The sequence below is a fragment of the Trichocoleus sp. ST-U2 genome, assembly GCF_039961875.1.
Lineage (GTDB): Bacteria > Cyanobacteriota > Cyanobacteriia > Cyanobacteriales > FACHB-T130 > FACHB-T130.
The window spans coordinates 1-16,391 of the sequence record NZ_JAMPJY010000017.1 but is presented as its reverse complement, the minus strand read 5'-3'; the positions used below and the strand labels follow the sequence as shown (position 1 = coordinate 16,391).

General features: G+C 47.3%; 21 protein-coding genes and 1 pseudogene. 8 read left to right on the top strand and 14 right to left on the bottom strand.

Going from position 1 to position 16,391, the window contains the following annotated elements; translation table 11 throughout:
• Nucleotides 1-51 precede the first annotated feature (51 nt).
• Complete coding sequence (locus tag NC996_RS13380) at nt 52-546, top strand: peptidoglycan-binding protein (RefSeq protein WP_190434747.1); 495 nt, start codon at nt 52-54, stop codon at nt 544-546.
• Between the two features lie 275 nt (nt 547-821).
• Nucleotides 822-1,193, top strand: coding sequence for a hypothetical protein (locus NC996_RS13375; protein WP_190689114.1), 372 nt, complete (start codon nt 822-824; stop codon nt 1,191-1,193).
• On the opposite strand, the gene NC996_RS13370 is transcribed toward NC996_RS13375, so the two are convergent.
• The 5 genes from NC996_RS13370 to NC996_RS13350 all read right to left on the bottom strand — a co-directional run bounded on the left by NC996_RS13370 (nt 1,154) and on the right by NC996_RS13350 (nt 3,374).
• Nucleotides 1,154-1,501 (bottom strand): antibiotic biosynthesis monooxygenase, encoded by a 348-nt coding sequence (locus tag NC996_RS13370; protein ID WP_190689111.1) that lies wholly within the window; start codon nt 1,499-1,501, stop codon nt 1,154-1,156. The genes NC996_RS13375 and NC996_RS13370 overlap by 40 nt on opposite strands.
• 141 nt (nt 1,502-1,642) lie before the next feature.
• On the bottom strand, nt 1,643-2,383 hold the full coding sequence (locus NC996_RS13365) for a DUF2993 domain-containing protein (protein ID WP_190434754.1): 741 nt from the start codon (nt 2,381-2,383) through the stop codon (nt 1,643-1,645).
• 53 nt (nt 2,384-2,436) lie between these two features.
• The gene (locus tag NC996_RS13360; RefSeq protein ID WP_277878744.1) at nt 2,437-2,559 is read right to left on the bottom strand and encodes a hypothetical protein; all 123 of its coding nucleotides are present in this window, start codon (nt 2,557-2,559) and stop codon (nt 2,437-2,439) included.
• A 312-nt stretch (nt 2,560-2,871) separates the two neighbouring features.
• The gene (locus tag NC996_RS13355) at nt 2,872-3,033 is read right to left on the bottom strand and encodes a hypothetical protein (RefSeq protein ID WP_190434759.1); all 162 of its coding nucleotides are present in this window, start codon (nt 3,031-3,033) and stop codon (nt 2,872-2,874) included.
• A gap of 74 nt (nt 3,034-3,107) precedes the next feature.
• Complete coding sequence (locus NC996_RS13350) at nt 3,108-3,374, bottom strand: hypothetical protein (protein WP_190414553.1); 267 nt, start codon at nt 3,372-3,374, stop codon at nt 3,108-3,110.
• 276 nt (nt 3,375-3,650) lie between these two features.
• On the opposite strand from NC996_RS13350, the gene NC996_RS13345 reads away from it, so the two are divergent.
• From NC996_RS13345 to NC996_RS13335, 3 genes are all read left to right on the top strand, one after another.
• Nucleotides 3,651-4,292: a hypothetical protein gene (locus NC996_RS13345; protein WP_190414554.1), complete on the top strand. Its 642-nt coding sequence runs from the start codon at nt 3,651-3,653 to the stop codon at nt 4,290-4,292.
• Between the two features lie 138 nt (nt 4,293-4,430).
• Nucleotides 4,431-5,282 (top strand): pentapeptide repeat-containing protein, encoded by an 852-nt coding sequence (locus tag NC996_RS13340; protein ID WP_190414555.1) that lies wholly within the window; start codon nt 4,431-4,433, stop codon nt 5,280-5,282.
• A 99-nt stretch (nt 5,283-5,381) separates the two neighbouring features.
• The gene (locus NC996_RS13335; RefSeq protein WP_190689109.1) at nt 5,382-6,065 is read left to right on the top strand and encodes an SDR family oxidoreductase; all 684 of its coding nucleotides are present in this window, start codon (nt 5,382-5,384) and stop codon (nt 6,063-6,065) included.
• 231 nt (nt 6,066-6,296) lie between these two features.
• Here the strand turns inward: NC996_RS13335 and NC996_RS13330 are convergent, their stop codons facing one another.
• Together NC996_RS13330 and trxA are read right to left on the bottom strand one after the other, a co-directional pair.
• A complete protein-coding gene (locus tag NC996_RS13330; protein WP_190434768.1) occupies nt 6,297-7,403 on the bottom strand; it encodes an alkene reductase in 1,107 nt (368 codons plus the stop codon).
• 126 nt (nt 7,404-7,529) lie between these two features.
• Nucleotides 7,530-7,901: a thioredoxin gene (trxA, locus tag NC996_RS13325; RefSeq protein ID WP_190414557.1), complete on the bottom strand. Its 372-nt coding sequence runs from the start codon at nt 7,899-7,901 to the stop codon at nt 7,530-7,532.
• Nucleotides 7,902-8,298: 397 nt separating this feature from the next.
• Here trxA and NC996_RS13320 point away from each other — a divergent pair, with 397 nt between their 5' ends.
• Nucleotides 8,299-8,661 carry a metalloregulator ArsR/SmtB family transcription factor gene (locus tag NC996_RS13320; protein WP_190414558.1) on the top strand — a complete coding sequence of 121 codons (363 nt, stop codon included), beginning with the start codon at nt 8,299-8,301 and terminating at the stop codon, nt 8,659-8,661.
• Between the two features lie 49 nt (nt 8,662-8,710).
• Here the strand turns inward: NC996_RS13320 and NC996_RS13315 are convergent, their stop codons facing one another.
• Nucleotides 8,711-9,256, bottom strand: coding sequence for a pentapeptide repeat-containing protein (locus NC996_RS13315; RefSeq protein ID WP_190414559.1), 546 nt, complete (start codon nt 9,254-9,256; stop codon nt 8,711-8,713).
• Nucleotides 9,257-9,306: 50 nt separating this feature from the next.
• On the opposite strand from NC996_RS13315, the gene NC996_RS13310 reads away from it, so the two are divergent.
• Nucleotides 9,307-9,603 carry a hypothetical protein gene (locus NC996_RS13310; RefSeq protein WP_190689107.1) on the top strand — a complete coding sequence of 99 codons (297 nt, stop codon included), beginning with the start codon at nt 9,307-9,309 and terminating at the stop codon, nt 9,601-9,603.
• 253 nt (nt 9,604-9,856) lie between these two features.
• Here NC996_RS13310 and NC996_RS13305 read toward each other — a convergent pair whose 3' ends face one another.
• The 5 genes from NC996_RS13305 to rppA all read right to left on the bottom strand — a co-directional run bounded on the left by NC996_RS13305 (nt 9,857) and on the right by rppA (nt 15,379).
• On the bottom strand, nt 9,857-10,543 hold the full coding sequence (locus tag NC996_RS13305; protein ID WP_190430570.1) for a class I SAM-dependent methyltransferase: 687 nt from the start codon (nt 10,541-10,543) through the stop codon (nt 9,857-9,859).
• 34 nt (nt 10,544-10,577) lie between these two features.
• Entirely contained in the window at nt 10,578-11,942 is a 1,365-nt protein-coding gene (locus NC996_RS13300) for an amino acid permease (protein WP_190689105.1), read from the bottom strand.
• Between the two features lie 70 nt (nt 11,943-12,012).
• Nucleotides 12,013-12,591 carry a hypothetical protein gene (locus NC996_RS13295; protein WP_347275833.1) on the bottom strand — a complete coding sequence of 193 codons (579 nt, stop codon included), beginning with the start codon at nt 12,589-12,591 and terminating at the stop codon, nt 12,013-12,015.
• Between the two features lie 705 nt (nt 12,592-13,296).
• Complete coding sequence (locus NC996_RS13290) at nt 13,297-14,556, bottom strand: ATP-binding protein (protein ID WP_190430572.1); 1,260 nt, start codon at nt 14,554-14,556, stop codon at nt 13,297-13,299.
• 139 nt (nt 14,557-14,695) lie between these two features.
• Nucleotides 14,696-15,379 (bottom strand): two-component system response regulator RppA, encoded by a 684-nt coding sequence (gene rppA / locus NC996_RS13285; protein ID WP_190414564.1) that lies wholly within the window; start codon nt 15,377-15,379, stop codon nt 14,696-14,698.
• A 243-nt stretch (nt 15,380-15,622) separates the two neighbouring features.
• On the opposite strand from rppA, the gene NC996_RS13280 reads away from it, so the two are divergent.
• On the top strand, nt 15,623-16,021 hold the full coding sequence (locus NC996_RS13280; RefSeq protein WP_190689103.1) for a hypothetical protein: 399 nt from the start codon (nt 15,623-15,625) through the stop codon (nt 16,019-16,021).
• A 78-nt stretch (nt 16,022-16,099) separates the two neighbouring features.
• Here NC996_RS13280 and NC996_RS13275 read toward each other — a convergent pair.
• Nucleotides 16,100-16,279, bottom strand: a pseudogene (locus tag NC996_RS13275) (phage holin family protein); the annotation flags it as partial.
• Nucleotides 16,280-16,391 lie beyond the last annotated feature (112 nt).

Here is a 16,391-nt window from a genome sequence, read left to right as displayed (position 1 = left end):
CTTTGGTTAGTTTGGAATAGTCAAACACAGGAATTCCAAGAGACTTAAGCCATGCTTGCTAAAGAATCAACTCAAATATCAGTCAAACCAGCTCAACTCAATAAGCCCGTACTGCAAATAGGGAACTCTGGAGCCGCAGTAAAAGAATTACAACAACTATTAACTAAAAGGTTTGCTTATAACGGAGCTATCAACGGAAACTTTAATGAAGAAGTCGAATTTGCCGTTCTTGTTTTTCAAAATTGGATGTTTCTCAAAGAAGATGGCGTCGTGGGTCAAATGACCTGGCAAGCTCTCTACAGCGGCGCTCCCGTAAATATGCCAGTGCTGAAACGAGGCGCTAAAGGTGAGATAGTCATCACGCTTCAGAGTGTACTGTCTTTATCTGGTGATTTTGATGAAGAAGTGAATGGAATCTTCGGACCCCACACTGAAGCTGCTGTGAGATCCTTTCAACTGCGTAGTGGTCTATTAGCAGACGGAATTGTGGGCGAAAAAACCTGGTACGGGTTGAGTAAGGTGCGTCAACAAATCGGGGGGTGTTGAGCCGGTTGCGTGGATACGCTTTTCAATACTTGCACGTTTCAAGCGATCGCTAGCCGTAGATTTTGACATGGCGACGCCACCCGCTGAATTCTACCAAACCGCTCTCCTGCTTGCGAATGTGATGCACCTCACACTCACCATCCGAGGTGCATCACGAGGGGTTCCAAAGTTCTGTCACCTAAATCTTTTTAAACAATCACTTTTGCTTGCGGGTTGAATCACGATTCGCCATAGTATTTTCACCGATATTTAGGGCATTAAGTTCCCGTGCCCTAATGATGATCCCACCGAGTCAACCCCAACCCTCAGTAACATCCAACGTCCTTGATACTGACGTTAAAGAAGTTCCCAGCCAATATAAAGGCTGGTCAATTACCACAAAAGTGATTGATGGAAAGCTATGGTTGCGTTGGCAACATCCCCAAGAATCCTTCCCCCGGTTTGGGTGTCCTGTAAACGAAGCTGGCCTTGCTTCAACCATTGGTCATGTGCGATTCCTCATCGATCTCGCCATCAAATTGGAGTCAGGAGTGCCCGCGAGAAAGCCTTTGACATCAAATGACTCAAATTTCTCCGACCGGATAGAGCGATCGCTTTTTCGGGTTGATTATATGGATGGAGATTCACCACTTTCATTTGTGGGCTGAATTTCACTGACGATTTCATAGAAAGCAGTGGTCGGCGCTTCCTCAAACAAAGGATTCATCTGATTTAAGATGGCTTGGTATGCCTCGCTTTGATTGGCTTGCATATCTTCGACACTCTCCCAAAGAATAATAGCGATTCCTCGGTCAGTCCCCGGTTCTTGCAGTAAGTACGACCCCTTAAAGCCGTGCGTGTACGTTGAGACAGCTTTTTCATAGAGTTGCTCAGCCTCATCAAATTTGCCAGGTTTGAATTCTCCAATCGCAACATAGGCAAATTTGTGCTTTAAAAAATCTTGAAACTCTGTCATGGTTTCCTCCTAGAAGCTGGGGTTATCGCGGTTTTGTCGGGGCTAAGCCTACGGTACGCTAATGGGTTGAAGGGAGAACCGCTTGATGGATGCGATCTGCTGAAAGCAGCAGCGCTTCGCTATCGCGCCCTTCATCCTCGATCATTGATCGGGAATTTGCTTGATGTAGGCTTCGGTATAAAGGGTTAAACTACCCTCTTGTACATCCATCTCCTTAATGCGGATTGCCATCCCCTGGAGGTCAAAATAGGGCAAGTTTGCCAGTTCTCCTAACTTCTCCATCAAGGCGATCGTGAGTTCCAGTGAAATGCCTTGTCCAGGATTACAGCTAAACCCCTCCAACAAGATTGGCGTTGAAGAAGTACGCGGACGCACTACGGCGGCGAAACCGACTTGTCGAGCCTTATCCACGTCATGCAGTAGCATTTTTCCACTGAATTCCATCTTGCCCTCACCCGGCAGATGCATTTCCAGTTCTTGCGGTTCCAAGGTCACGATTTGACCATCCGCATTCAACTCCATGCTTTGAAACTTGCTGCGGATGTAGTCTGAGTTTAAAGCGCGGTTGATATCTTGTTCGGTGAGGACAACACGGGCAGTCGCGTCTAGCGGATGGTTCAGCTTAATCTGACCGAATATCGCGTCAAAGAGATTGATCGCAATATTATCGGCGTGCAATTCCATTTCCTGCACGCGAATATCTTTCTGAATCGCCAGACCCCGACCTTCAACCGAAACTGAATTAGCCTTTCCTTGAGCCATCTTCAGCAAATCGGTTCGGACATCTACATTGATGTTCTCTACGCTATCCATCTGGCTAGATAACCCCATTTCGACAGCCTGGGAGAGGGCCTGCTCCTCTAGGCGTGGCTCGTCTGTCATAGTGCTTAATCTCAAGAAGTGTGCTGATACTGGTTACTCTAGACGCTCATCACTCAGCAGCGTATCTGCATCTCGGAATAAACAAAATGTAATAAATCATCTAGTCCAATATTTTTTGGCTCTGACAAACCTAACCCCCAACCCGTTCCCATGCAGGGAACGGGAGCCAGAGCCATTTTCACAGTTCCTCTGGGGATTGGAGAGGGTTTGGGAAGAGGTAAAACGCTCCATCCATTCCCGATCTCAAAGTATTGCCTACCTGCTTATCAGTCTAAATGTGTCGTTTCTGGAGACAAGATAAGCCATGAATCTGGGCTGTAGTTCGTTGTTGAAGGATTTTGACAGATATGAAAAAGCGCCTGGGAGTCTTGCCGTGTTTCGACCCCAGACGCTTTTTCTTCTAAACTTGCTCCTCACACAACTAAAGAATATCGCTTGTTCAATCGAGCCAATACTCTAATACGTGACACTTGATCAACTGACACGCGCTAGATAAAAATCTTTACATTATGGTTGATGAGCGCCCAGACGGAGGAAAATCGCTCGGCGGCTACAATATTAAGCTGGTCTCTGGGAGCTGGTCTCTGGGCGATCGCTCTTTTGTAACGTGACACACCCAACACATTCCAGGTTTCCGAAGCGTCGGTCATCTTTACAATCCCCGCTCGGGATTCATCTAGAACAACCGACGCCATCCCTGAGTATCAGACCCGATTTAGGAATTTTAGGTGTATTCAATTTGAAGGAAAACCGCGAGAACTCCGAGAATTGCCACCCCAACAATGGTTTCCCGTTGCTCATCCCAAAGACGGCGCAAGCCATAAAAAACATAGGTAAACGCTGCACGGCGTTCTCGTCCGAGTTCAGCCATGAGCAATTGAACTTTAGCATCTACCTCTTCAATCGAGACTTCGCCCTTTTCATAGGCAGCTTCTAACTGATCTAATTTGCGCCAATATTCTTTGGTTGCTTCAAACAGGTTAGGCATCATAACTTAAAGGTGTATTCTTTTATTGTTAACTTATGTGAATTAAGCTAACGCGCCAGTCTGGGTGGTTGTGTCTATAAAGGGGTAGAACCCGATTGTCTATAAATAGGTAGAACCCTGGTTGCGTGAGTCTTCAAATCCCTAAATGGGAGAGTCCTTCGGCGGGAAGCGATCGCTTCTCTTATCGGCTGACCAGATGCAGCTTCTGGCGATCTGAGATCGCGGTAAACTCAGATGTTGCACCCGATTCCTTTTTTCTAACTTCCGGAGTTAATTACCTTGGGCATAGAACTACGCAGTTACGTATTTCTAGACAGCTTGCAGCCTCAGCACGCAGCTTACATGGGGACGGTAGCACTAGGGTTCTTGCCATTGCCAGGAGATACGTCGCTGTGGATTGAAATCTCACCGGGCATTGAAATTAACCGGATTACTGATGTTGCCCTCAAAGCTGCCTCTGTACGTCCAGGGGTGCAGGTGGTCGAACGACTGTACGGACTACTAGAAGTGCATTCCAGCCGCCAAGGGGAGACGCGGGCGGCGGGTAAAGCCATTTTGGAGGCGCTGGGAGTGCATCGAAATGAATGTCTCAAGCCGCACGTCGTTTCTAGCCAGATTATCCGCAACATTGATGCTCACCAAACGCAGCTGATCAATCGCACGCGGCGAGGACAGCTACTTCTGGCAGGGCAAACGCTTTATGTATTAGAAGTTCAACCTGCTGCTTATGCAGCACTGGCGGCGAATGCGGCGGAGAAAGCGGCGGCAATTAACATCTTGGAAGTGCAAGCTGTGGGAAGCTTCGGACGCCTCTATTTGGGCGGAGCAGAACAGGATATTCTGGCGGGTTCTGCGGCGGCGTTGGTGGCGCTAGAAGGCGTGCCTGGTCGTGAAAATCCTGCTAGTTGGCGTCAAGAATAGCGAAAGGATGGGGATGACGAGGGAGAGAAGGGGAATGCGATCGCTCTTTACAAATGGGCGATCGCTTGCTTTCAAAGAAAGCCACTTCAGATTAAAGTCAATGCGTTAGCACTGGTGGGTTAAGCAAAGGAAATCCAAATGGCAAATCTAGAGCATCTTGCACTACTTCAGAACGGTGCAGTGAAATGGATTGAGTGGAGAAGAAAAAACCGACAAATAGAACCTGATTTGAGCGAAGCAAACCTCAGAGGGGTCAACCTCAGAGGCGCAATCCTCACAGGCGCTAACCTGAGAAGGGCGGATCTGGGCAATAGTTTACTCATCGCCGCTAACCTCAGCCATGCTACCCTCAGCGATGCAAATCTCCACTCCGCTTCCCTAATGGAGGCAAACCTGAGTGAAGCGAACCTCAGCATTGCGAACCTCAGCAAAGCCAACCTCAGCGATGCCGATCTGGGCGATGCGAACCTGATCGGGGCTGACCTCAGAGGAGCTAACCTAAGAAGAGCGAATCTAACTAACGCGAACCTGATCGGCACCGATCTCAGAAGCGCTAATCTTCACAAAGCCGATCTCGGTGCAGCAAAGCTGGCTAGAACGAACCTCAGCGAAGCTAACTTGATGGCAGCGAACCTAATAGCCGTCGATCTCAGTAATGCTAATCTTTACGACGCTGAACTACTAGGAGCTTACCTTTACAAAGCTGACCTACACAAAGCAAACTTAATCGAGGCTCACTTCAATGGTGCTTATCTCTTTAGGTCTAACTTGAGCGAAGCGAACCTGACTCAGGCTGATTTCAGATGGACTAACCTCAGCAAATCGAACCTCTCCGGCGCTAATTTGAACAAAGCGAACTTGAGGGGTGCTAATCTCACCGGCGCTAACCTCACTGCGGCGAATCTTACCGGCGCTAACCTCACCGGCGTTAACCTGACGCGGACGATACTCCAAAAAGCAATCATGCCTGATGGCACAATTCACCCTTAGCTGGCAATTAAATTTTGGGTTGTAGAAATGCGATTCATGGCTTCTTCCCGCCAGACCCTTCAAAAATCCCAAATCTAAAATCCTAAATTAGTCTAACTCATGAAAAAACTGATTGTAATTACAGGGGTAAGTCGGGGTCTCGGTCTTGCTATGACTGAAAAATTTATTGAGCAAGGTCATACAGTTTGTGGGTGCGCCCGTTCCACAGAAGCAACACAGAAACTTGAGCGAAAATTTGGAACGCCCCATCATTTTTCCAGCGTAGATGTTGCGGATGAATATCAAGTAAAAACCTGGGCTGAGCAACTTTTAAATAACTACTCATCCCCTGATTTATTAATTAATAATGCCGCATTAATCAATCAACCCGCCCCGCTTTGGAAAGTTGATAGCGCGGAATTTTCTCGACTCATTGATGTCAATATTAAAGGAGTCGCGAATGTAATCCGCTCCTTTGTTCCAGCCATGATTCAAAAGAAAAGTGGCATCATTGTCAACTTGAGTTCAGGGTGGGGTCGCTCCACCTCGCCTGAATTTGCACCCTACTGTGCTTCTAAGTGGGCAATTGAAGGATTAACTCAGGCATTGGCTCAAGAATTACCTTCGGGAATGGCGGCGATTCCCCTCAACCCAGGCATTATTCATACTGATATGTTAGAGGTTTGTTTTGGAGAAGAAGCGGCTGCTTACACAGCAGTAAAAGATTGGGTTAAAAAAGCGGTTCCCTTTTTACTGCAAATGACACCAAAAGACAATGGTGTGTCGCTGACAGTTCCTTCATAACCTTTCTATGCGGTTAATCTATGAACGAGAATTAAAGACAGAAATAAGGAACCTCACCCCCAACCCCTCTCCGTGAACGGAGAGGGGCTTTGAGCATGGCTCTCATTTCTTCATAGTTCTTGTCAGGTCTGGGAGCGCTTTGATGAGCAAAACAAGTCACTTGTGTGTAGACCGTAGCTCTTTAAAGGAAAGGGGGTGGGGAGGAGGTTCTCTGTGAGGAAACAAATCAACTCAAGCCGTCTGTAATTCAAGGCTTGGATAGTCGATATATCCCTTCTCATCGCCACCATAAAAGGTGGAGCGATCAGGCTTATTTAGGGAAGCATTGAGTGCAAAACGTTCTGGTAAATCTGGATTAGCAATATACAGTCTTCCATAAGCCACCAAATCTGCATTGCCAGAAGCCAAAACAGCATTCCCTAAGTCGCGGTCATATCCTCCTGCGGCGATTAAAGTCCCTTTGAAGATAGGACGGAAGTATTCGGTAAACAAGCCTCCTGTAGAGTTATCGAGGCTAGTATTGCCATCGGTTCTTGGCTCAACGATGTGGAGATAAGCCAGGTTGAAACGGTTGAGTGAATCAGCTACATAACTGAACAAAGCAGATGGATTGGAGTCGGACATACTGTTGAAAGTACCGCTTGGGGAGAGGCGAATTCCTACCCGTTGTCCACCCCAAACACTGACGACTGCTTCAGTCACTTCCATCAAAAGTCGGGCGCGGTTCTCAATTGAACCGCCATATTGGTCGGTGCGTTTGTTCGTCCCATCCTCAAGAAACTGGTCAAGTAGATAACCGTTGGCACTATGAATTTCCACCCCGTCAAATCCAGCAGCTAAGGCATTTTCTGCCCCTTTGCGGTATTGTTCGACGATTCCTGGAATTTCTTCAGTTTCTAGGGCACGAGGTGTGACGAAGGGTTTTGGCCCTTCATTCGTCATTGCTTCACCTTCGGGTGCGATCGCGCTGGGCGCTACTGGCAGTTCTCCTCCTGGTTGCAGTAAGGGGTGAGAAATCCGCCCAACGTGCCACAACTGTAAGAAAATCCGCCCCCCACGAGCATGAACTGCATCTGTCACCAGTTGCCATCCTGCCACCTGTTCTGCTGAGTGAATGCCTGGGGTATTCGCATATCCCTGTCCTTGAGGCGATACTTGAGTGGCTTCTGCGATAATTAACCCCGCCGATGCCCGTTGTGCATAATAAGTCGCATTCATCGCTCTAGGAACATTTCCCGCTCCCGCACGCATCCGGGTTAAGGGAGCCATCACGATTCGATTGGGAAGTTCTAAAGAACCCAGCTGAACAGTTGAGAAAAGATTGATATTCTCGCTCATTGACTTAATCTCCATTGGAATGACATTACAGTTTTTGATTGCACAACGCAGACATCAGGAACTCTAGCTAGCTAGTGTATGAGCGGTGCGGATAAGAGTTACCCGCACCGCCAACAAACTAGACAGTTAGTTAATCGCTACTGGCTTTGTGGTTAAGTTGTTCTGTGGAAGTAAAGCTTGAAGTTTGTCAGACAGCACTTCCAAAGGAGCTACGCCAGTGGTTCGATCCACCACCACACCATCTTTGAAGAACAGAAGCGTTGGCACGGCTTGGATGTTGTATTGTGTAGCGATGTGTCCATAGGCGTCAATATTCAGCTTGCCAACCTTAGCAATTCCTTCAAAATTGGCAGCTAATTCTGCAACTAATGGGTTGAGCATCCGGCAAGGACCACACCAAGCCGCCCAGAAATCTACCACAACTGGAACTGAACTTGCGAGGACTTCGGTTTCAAAGTTGTCTTCGGTCAAGGTGACATATTTCGCGTTGTCTGACATGGTTTCCAGCCTCCTTCAGGCTGTAGATCAAGGTGAGGAGAGTATCAGCAGCTGTTGCAGAAAGCGCATTGCATCATTTCATGCGATCGCATCCACTCAACTCGCTGCTAAAAGTTACCAATCTGGTTTCAATCCCCTAAAGGGTTTAGTAGTTAAACAACCATTTGACTAAATACTAGAACAATCTTTCCCCAATAGTCAAGTAGTTGTTTAACTATTTCAATACTGAGCGCCAAGACGTAAAATAGAAGTAAGACGGTGAGTTTTCGCCAACGGCATACATCCACGTCAGACACGCCTATACCGTCGTTCAACCTTCTTTTAGCGTTGACATCAGGAGTAATGCAGAGTCTTGTTGGGGCTTTCTCGTGGCTTCTTTTAGTAACCCCTACTTCCCATGATCGATAACAACCATAGCGTTCAACTGCCCTCTGCGTCTCAAGCTGCCGTTCAAGACATAGAACTTCGGGCTAAAATCTTTGCAGCTCTCTCCGATCCAACACGTTTGAGGATTGTGGAGATGTTAGCTTCTTGCGAGGAAATGAGTGGCAGCGAAATAGCCAATTATTTAGGGATTAGTTTAGCTCTCTTCTGTCACCACTCCAAGACACTGGCGGAAGCGGGGTTAATCCAGATCCGAAAAGAAGGTCAAACCAAGTACAACTCGCTGAAACGGGAGTTACTGTTTGATTGCTTCGCCAGTTTTACACCCAAACAGCTAGAAACAACCACAGTTGAAAATAATTCCAGATCCAACTAACCGCTGTATGTTGATGATTTTGCAAGGAATATAGGTTTTCCTTGCGTACTTAAGCGTAGTCGTGAACTTTTCCGTCAGGCATTCTGGCTTCAGTTAAGACAGCTTCACTGAGGTTGGTTTCAATTAAACTTGCTTGCGTTAAATTTGCCCTGAGTAAAATAGCTTTACTTAGGTTTGTTCCTAGTAAAATTGCTCCAGTAAGGATGGCACCCATTAGCTTGGCTTTAGATAAGTTGGCGTATCTCAGGTTTGTTTGGTTCAGGTTTGCCTCACCTAACACGGCTTCTTCCAAATTTGCCCCTTTCAAATTTGCTCTGGTTAGATTTGCTCCCCGAAGATTTACCTTACTTAAATTCGCTGCCCCCAAGTTAGCTTCAGTGAGGTCTGCTTGACGTAAGTTTGCCCCTGTTAAGTCTGCTTCGCTGAAATTGACTCCGCGCAAATCTGACCCTCTCAAGTTCGCCAAACATAGATTCGCTTTGCTAAAATTTGCTTCATTTAAGCAGACAAAAGCTAATTTTGCCTTATATAAATCTGCTTTTCTAAAGTTCCTTTTTCCGGCTGTATATAGCTGTACAATGTTTTTGAAATTCATCGTGAATACCTCCTATTTTCTTATGACTAAGACTCGCCAAAGGCGGGATAATGCGTCAACCCACCGTCAAAAAACCGAGTTTGGCTTGTGATGTAAGTAGCTTCGTCAGATGCCAAAAATGCCACCGATGCTGCCATTTATTCCGGCGGACTTGCCCGAAACCTTGGGATATAAACTTTCTACCTCAGCCTTTGCTTCTAAGTCATGTAGATGCGCGTAACTGTGGCACCCAGCCCCGTAGCATTGACCCCAATACCTTTAGTATTTCGGCGCGATCGCATAAAATTTTCTATGCCGCCTTTCTGGCAGGAAAACCAACCTATTCTGGCTTAAGGATAATTTCGTGAACGCTGGAAATGGTGAGAATAACATCACTCCTATTCTGTTTTAGAAAGTGTTTAATCGCTTAGGGGCGCTTATCGGTGCGCCCCTAAATAAGCGCCCCTAAGATTAATTTTTTGGAATTCGCCAACAGCATCTTAAAAGGGAGGCTAACTTCTCCCTTTTAAGATGCCGTTAAGGGAGCTGTTGCAGATTATTGGTGAAATAGTATCAGCAAGATTAGTTCGGCTGGATGGAACTAGCAACAGGATATCCCGGTTATTTCAAATTATCCGGGACAGTTTCAGGCACAACCCAGGAGTAAATAGTATGCTGGCGACCGGGGCTACTTTCTACCTGCACTACTTTCTCAGGTTTCCATTCACCCATGTCGTAGTTGTGCGAAACAATGCGAGTGCCTGGTTTAAGTTCCTTGAGGAGCTTCGGTCGCAGCCGCAAGTTCACCTCAGGAAGCAGGTACAGCGTTACCACCGTGGCATCGCTGAGGTCAGTGGCGAATAAATCTTGTTGTAAAAACCGCACGCGATCGCTTACACCCGCTTTTTGGGCATTTTCTCGACTTTCTTGAACCAGTTGCGGATTGATATCTACACCAGTTCCGCGAGTGCCAAATTGTTTTGCAGCGGTAATCACGATTCGTCCATCGCCACTGCCGAGGTCGTAGAGTACATCGTTCCCTTTTACCTGCCCCTGTTTAAGCATTTCGGCGACGACGACTTCGGGGGTTGGTACAAAGGGCACATCCGCTGGCTGTTGTTGGGTTTGAACGTCGGTTGCGGGTGCTTCGACTTGAACACTCGGTGCGGTCGGTGCGGTGGGCGCTTGGGCTTGAAGATCGGGTTGAGTTTGTGCATCAAACTGGCGTTGTTGGGTGCAGCCTGCGAACAAGAAGCTACCCGCACTCAAACTAGCAACCAGCAACAGCTTAATTTGTTGTAATTGCATTGCATCTTCTCCTTTTGAGTTGTTAACGTTTTGTTCAAATTTGCCGACGACGAGATAACAGCAATAGCGGTGCGCCAGCGATCGCGACAGCCACTCCGACAAGCGCCCCAACCCCTGTATAGGCAACGCTGGAGTAGAGTAAATAAGCACAGATTGCACAAAAAAGTAGGGGCGTTAGAGGATAGAGAGGGACGCGGAAGGGTCGCACTACTTGCGGTTCTCGAACTCGTAACACTAACAGCGAGATACCCGATAGCAGGAAGAAGAACCAGAACACCGGCGCAGTGTAGTCCACCATCGTTTTAAAGCCTTCGCGGGTGAGAGTTCCCAGAAACACGAGGGCTAACGCGATCGCACCCTGCACTAGCAAGGCATTGGCTGGCGTACTGGCGCGATGGTGCCAGCGTCCGAGGAAGCTGAACAAGGAAAAATCTTGTCCGAGGGCGTAATTGGTACGTGCGCCGGTGAAAATCGTGGCGTTGATCGCACCCAAGGTAGAAATGGCAATCAGGAAGCTGATAAACCAAGCACCGGGTTCGCCAACTGCACGACGCATCAAATCCGCTGCTACGGCTTCTGAGGCTGCCATGTTCGCCAATCCTAAACCGTGGATGTACGCGAAGTTTATCGCTAAGTAAATTGTCGTGATGATGCCGATACTCACTAGCAGCGATCGCACCATGTTTCGGTTGACGTTGCGTAACTCGGCTGAGATATAAGCCGCTTCATTCCAGCCGCCATAGGACAACAGCACGAAAAGCATTGCCATCCCAAAGTTTGTTTGGGATGTTGCTGGTGCAGCAGGCACCTCCGGGAGACTGGGAACGGCAAAGGCTAAACCCCCAATTACCACCAACAGCAAGCCACCCACTTTGGCGACTGTTAGCCAATTCTGCGCCCACTTTCCTTGCTGAACGCCGATGATATTTAAACCTGTCAACAGGGCGATCGCAATCCCAGCGTAAAGTGAGGATGAATAATTCCCAAGGCGCAGTAATTGCGAGGCATAGTCTCCGAATACGAACGCCAACAGGGCAATCGAACCTGTTTGAATCACCGTCATTCGCGCCCAAGCAAAAAAGAAGGCGGTGTTTTTGCCGAAAGCACGCATCAAGTAATAGTAATTCCCCCCAGCGTGGGGATATGCTGTTGCCAATTCTGCGTAGCACAATGCGCCGACTAAGGACATCCCGCCACCCAGAATCCACAGGGAAAGTGCAACCGCTTCACTCCCAGAAGCAGCAGCGACTAGGGACGGTGTCTCGAAAATTCCGGCACCAATCACGATGCCAACAATTAGGGCGATCGCGTCTATGAAAGCCAGCGCTGGCTTGGGTGCTGCTGTTTTGCTTACCGCGAAGACTTGATTTGGGAGACTGTCGTTTACCCGTCTGCTCATTCTGGCACCTTCACCGTTGCGATCGTAATTTCTTTGAGTTGCGATGTGAAAAGATTAAAGCAAAGTCGGTTTAAAGTCCTGAGAAAGTGTAACCAACTCCGATTAATAATCCCACCTCTGTTTCATCAACAAAACCGACATTCACGCCAGCGGTTGCGGTGAATTGGGATGATAATGGAACATCGACCCCGCCCGTAATCAGTGCGCCAATAGTGCTATCGTCACCCGTTGAAATCGCCACTCCGCCTCCAATATAAGGGGCTACACGGTATCTGATTTGTTCCACTCCTTGAGAGGGGAAATCGTAAGTAAGTGGAACCAGAAAAACTGTATTATCGCCAAATAAAGCAGCGGGTCGCACAGATAAATTTCTGGTGAGTCCAATTTTGCTAATGACTGCAAAGGCACCTTCACTTAAAGTCGTATCGCCACCTAATCCAATGTTGCCTGCAACCCCGATATAACTTGGGCCAGAGCGAGTGGCTCTACCAGGTATTACATCCACTTGAGCGATTTCCGGCGCTGTGGTTTCAGTCGTCGCTGCTTCTGGGAGTTGAGGTGTTGAAGGTTCAACAGTCAAAGCCGACGCAGACGTTTTCACCCTTTTGTCTACAATCTGCTCTGGGTTTACCGCATCGGAGGTTGCGATCGCTGTTTTCTCAGGAATTTCCTGCTTTGTCTCGCTAGAAAGGTTAGATGGAGATTGATTCGCCCCGGCTGATGCAGTGGCAGTTGGCAATTTTATTTCTGAAAAATCTTGCTCTTGAATTGTTGATTCTGTCAGTACCTTTACAACAGAATCAGGTGAACCTGAATTCGCTACATTCACTTGTTCTTGTACAAAGAAAGTTGTAACTTGGTCAGATTGAATTGGAGTCTTATTTGATTCAAAATTATGATTAGGTACTCTGGCAAACGCATCTGTCTTAGGGGTGAAGTCGTCAGTTTCAGCTTGAGCTGATAAACCACTACAAACAACAGCCAGAGCGGCAAGGCAGAGTAGAGAAGAAGTACCTCTGAACAACATCGGATTTACACTAACTCCATGAAAAAAAGTGTTGAAAACAAACTAAAGAAAAATGATTTAGGAGTGATAACCTTCTGCTCCTGCTATCTTCAGTGTTGGCAACAAATGTGACTAGAAAGTGACAGTGGGAGCATCCCGTATTTGCAAATCCCCCACAGACTGGAAGTCTGGGGCTACACAAACAAAGCCTGCCTCCGCAGGCTGAATTGATTCCGCGCAGGCGGACTTGGTTGAATAGAAGCGAAGCAACTTATGTCCCCTCTTCTTCTTGAAGGGGGGTAAGGGGGGTTGGCGTAGCCGCGATTTCCAATCGCCAGGTTATTTTTGCTACTGGAGTGGCAGCTCAATTTGAAAAGTTGATCCTTGACCGACTACACTGGTGACTTCGATCCCACCTCCATGAGCTTTGACGATTTGCTCAGCGATCGCTAATCCCAAACCAAAACCCCCTGTAGTGCGAGAGCGATCGCGATTCACCCGATAAAACCGTTCAAAAATATGGGGCAAATCAGTCGCCGCAATCCCCATCCCAGTGTCTGAAACTTGAATAATAGCCAGATGCGATCGCGTAAACAATCGCAGTTGAACTTCACCGCCCTCCAGGGTATATTTGCAAGCATTACTCAGCAGGTTCATCACCGCCAGACGGAGCAACTCTGGATCGGCCTTCACCTCCAAGCTCTCAGTCGGCAGATTACTAACAAAATTTAGATTTTTGGTGGCTGCTTGCGTTGCATAATTCTCTGCTAGCTCCTGTAGCAAAAGAGTTAGATTAATCTTTCTCAAAGATTCAGGAGATAATGACCCATCATTCCGAGCCAAAAACAGCAGATTACTCACCAGCGAATTCATTGACTTAGCAACATTCACAATCTTGTCTAGCCGAAGCCGTTGCTGTGAATGATCGTCAGACAGCAACCCGACTTGTGCATTGCTAAGAATCGCCGCCAATGGTGTCCGCAATTCATGGGAAGCATCTGCGGTGAAGCGATGCAGTTGCTCGTAAGCATGACGAATCGGTTGCATCGCTAGCCCCCCCAAAAACCACCCAGTCAGGCTAATTACCCCCAAGGTGACTGGCACCAAGAGCGTCAGAACCAGCCGCAATTCAGACAAAGCCTCTTGAGTGGATGTCAGGGAAGTCGCAACCTGGAGATAACCAATTAATACACTCTTCTCGTAGACAGGCAGCGTTACCTGACGCAGCCAACGTGCAGAGCCATTGGCAGTTTTGATGGTTTGAAATCCATCTGTCACCGTCAGCTTCTCTGGGGGAAGCGTACCAAAAAATTGCACCAATTGCCCTTTGGCATCGTACCAACGCCCATACGCCAGCCCACTATCCAACGGCTGTGGGTTATTTCCCAAAAGTGGCACATTGTCCAGCTCTACCTGCCACTGACCATTGCGACGCTCATAATTCACGCTCGCTGCCATTACCTTGGTTTGTTGGTAGAGTAATCGATCCAATGCTAAGAGCGCGTCTGCAACTTCTACGTAGTAGACGACTCCTGCAAAAATCACCAAAATACTTCCCATTGATAGGGTGAACCAGCGAGCCAGATTGCGACGGCTACGACCAAACATGGAAAAAGGCAAAGTTAAAAAGCGCCTGAAGATTTAGGGAAGCAAAGTTACACCCGAATTTGGGGCAAGACAGGCAAAAAGCAAAAGAAAGATTTATTCTGTCATTTTGATTCATTTCTATTTTGAATTTCTTCTCTTTTTACTTTTGACTTCCCGAAGGATTGAGGCGATATCCCATGCCATAGACTGTTTCAATCCAATCTGCCGCACCGACTAACTGCAAACGCTGCCGCAGCCTCCGGACAAGGGTAGTTACGGCATTGCTCTCTGGTTCTGCACCCCACTCCCACAAGGCTTGTTCAATTTGATCGCGGGTTAAGACCTGATGAGGGTGGCGCAGGAAGTATTCTAATAGCTGAAACTCGCGGGCGGACAATTGGATAGTTGTCTGTCCCCGTTCAACAGTCAAGCTATTCAAGTGTAGTTGTAAATCTTCTATGCGGAGGATATCTCCCTGCCATAGAGGCGATCGCCTTCCCAATGCCCGCACCCGTGCCAAAAGTTCGATAATATCAGTCGGTTTAACCAGATAATCATCGGCACCGGCATCCAAACTCGTAACTTTATCCACAGTCGTGTCTTTGGCAGTCAGCATCAACACCGGCGAGGTTTTCCCTGCTTGTCGATACTGGCGACAAAGGCTCAACCCGCTGACTGTCGGCAACATCCAGTCTAAAATTAACAAGTCATAGTCTTTTTGAGAGATCAGCCATTGGGCAGTTTCCCCATCCTCAATGCCATCGACAATATGTCCGGCTTGCAACAAAGCTGCGTTTAGTGGCTCTAATTGTTCGGGGTCGTCTTCTACCAGTAAAATTCTCATAAGACGCTTTAGTGAAACCTCTTTTCCGGAGAATCGTCGATCGCGCTGCTCATAGTAGAGAAGCCTAAAGCGATCGCACGTCTTCCACCAGTCAGATTTTTATCGAGTACCGAAGAAAATCAAGAGTCAAAAGTGAATCTTCTCTTTTTTTATCTTTTAAATTTTGACTTTTGATGTCGAATTTGATTGTTTTTTTCCCTTAAACTCAATTAGCTGTGAAGCTAAAATTCCTCACCTCTCCCTATGTCCTCTCCCCGTTGGTTACAAAGATTACATTTTTTAGGGCTAGAATTTTGGCTACCTCTACCCCTGCTAGGAATTATTTTTTGGGTTGGGGGTGGACTGGTAACAGACCAAGCATTAAGTCGCTCCTACGATACGGTTGATAAGCTTCAAGCTGATACACAGTTGGAAGTGCAACTTTCAGTCACCTTGCTAGTCATCAAAGCAGAAATTGACAAAGAGCAGGGATTTACCAAAGTACAGGTCAAAACGACAGATTCGACACTCAAAAAGTTAGAATTTGAGTTTCCAGTAACAGAATTCAGTCAGGTGGAAGCTGCGATCGCGCAAGAATTAGGACTGTCTGCTGAAAATGTTAGGACGCTAGTGCGTTACCAATTGAAAAACCGCTCCTTATAGACAGTTACTCTCACTCAATCCGAACTCTCTGAACCCTCTACTTCCGGTTTTCTTTCCCCGCTCAGAACAAACCTGCGCTTACAATCTGAGCGATGCTAGCAGATGGAAAAGTACAGAATTAACAATACTCAGTGCCAATGAGCCAAGCAAAGCACTCCAAAAACCCCACCGTAACCGAAATCCTGTCACTAACCAAGCGGCTAAACCGAAAATAACTGCATTTAAGACAAACAGGAATAAACCAAATGACAAAAGAATAGACCTCTTGCATGAATCAAGAAAATGAGCCAAAAGTAGGTAAGCGTTACTGAATCTGCTCATGCTCTACCAACAGTTGAAAGTCCTCAATCCGAGCGCCTTCAGACGGGCG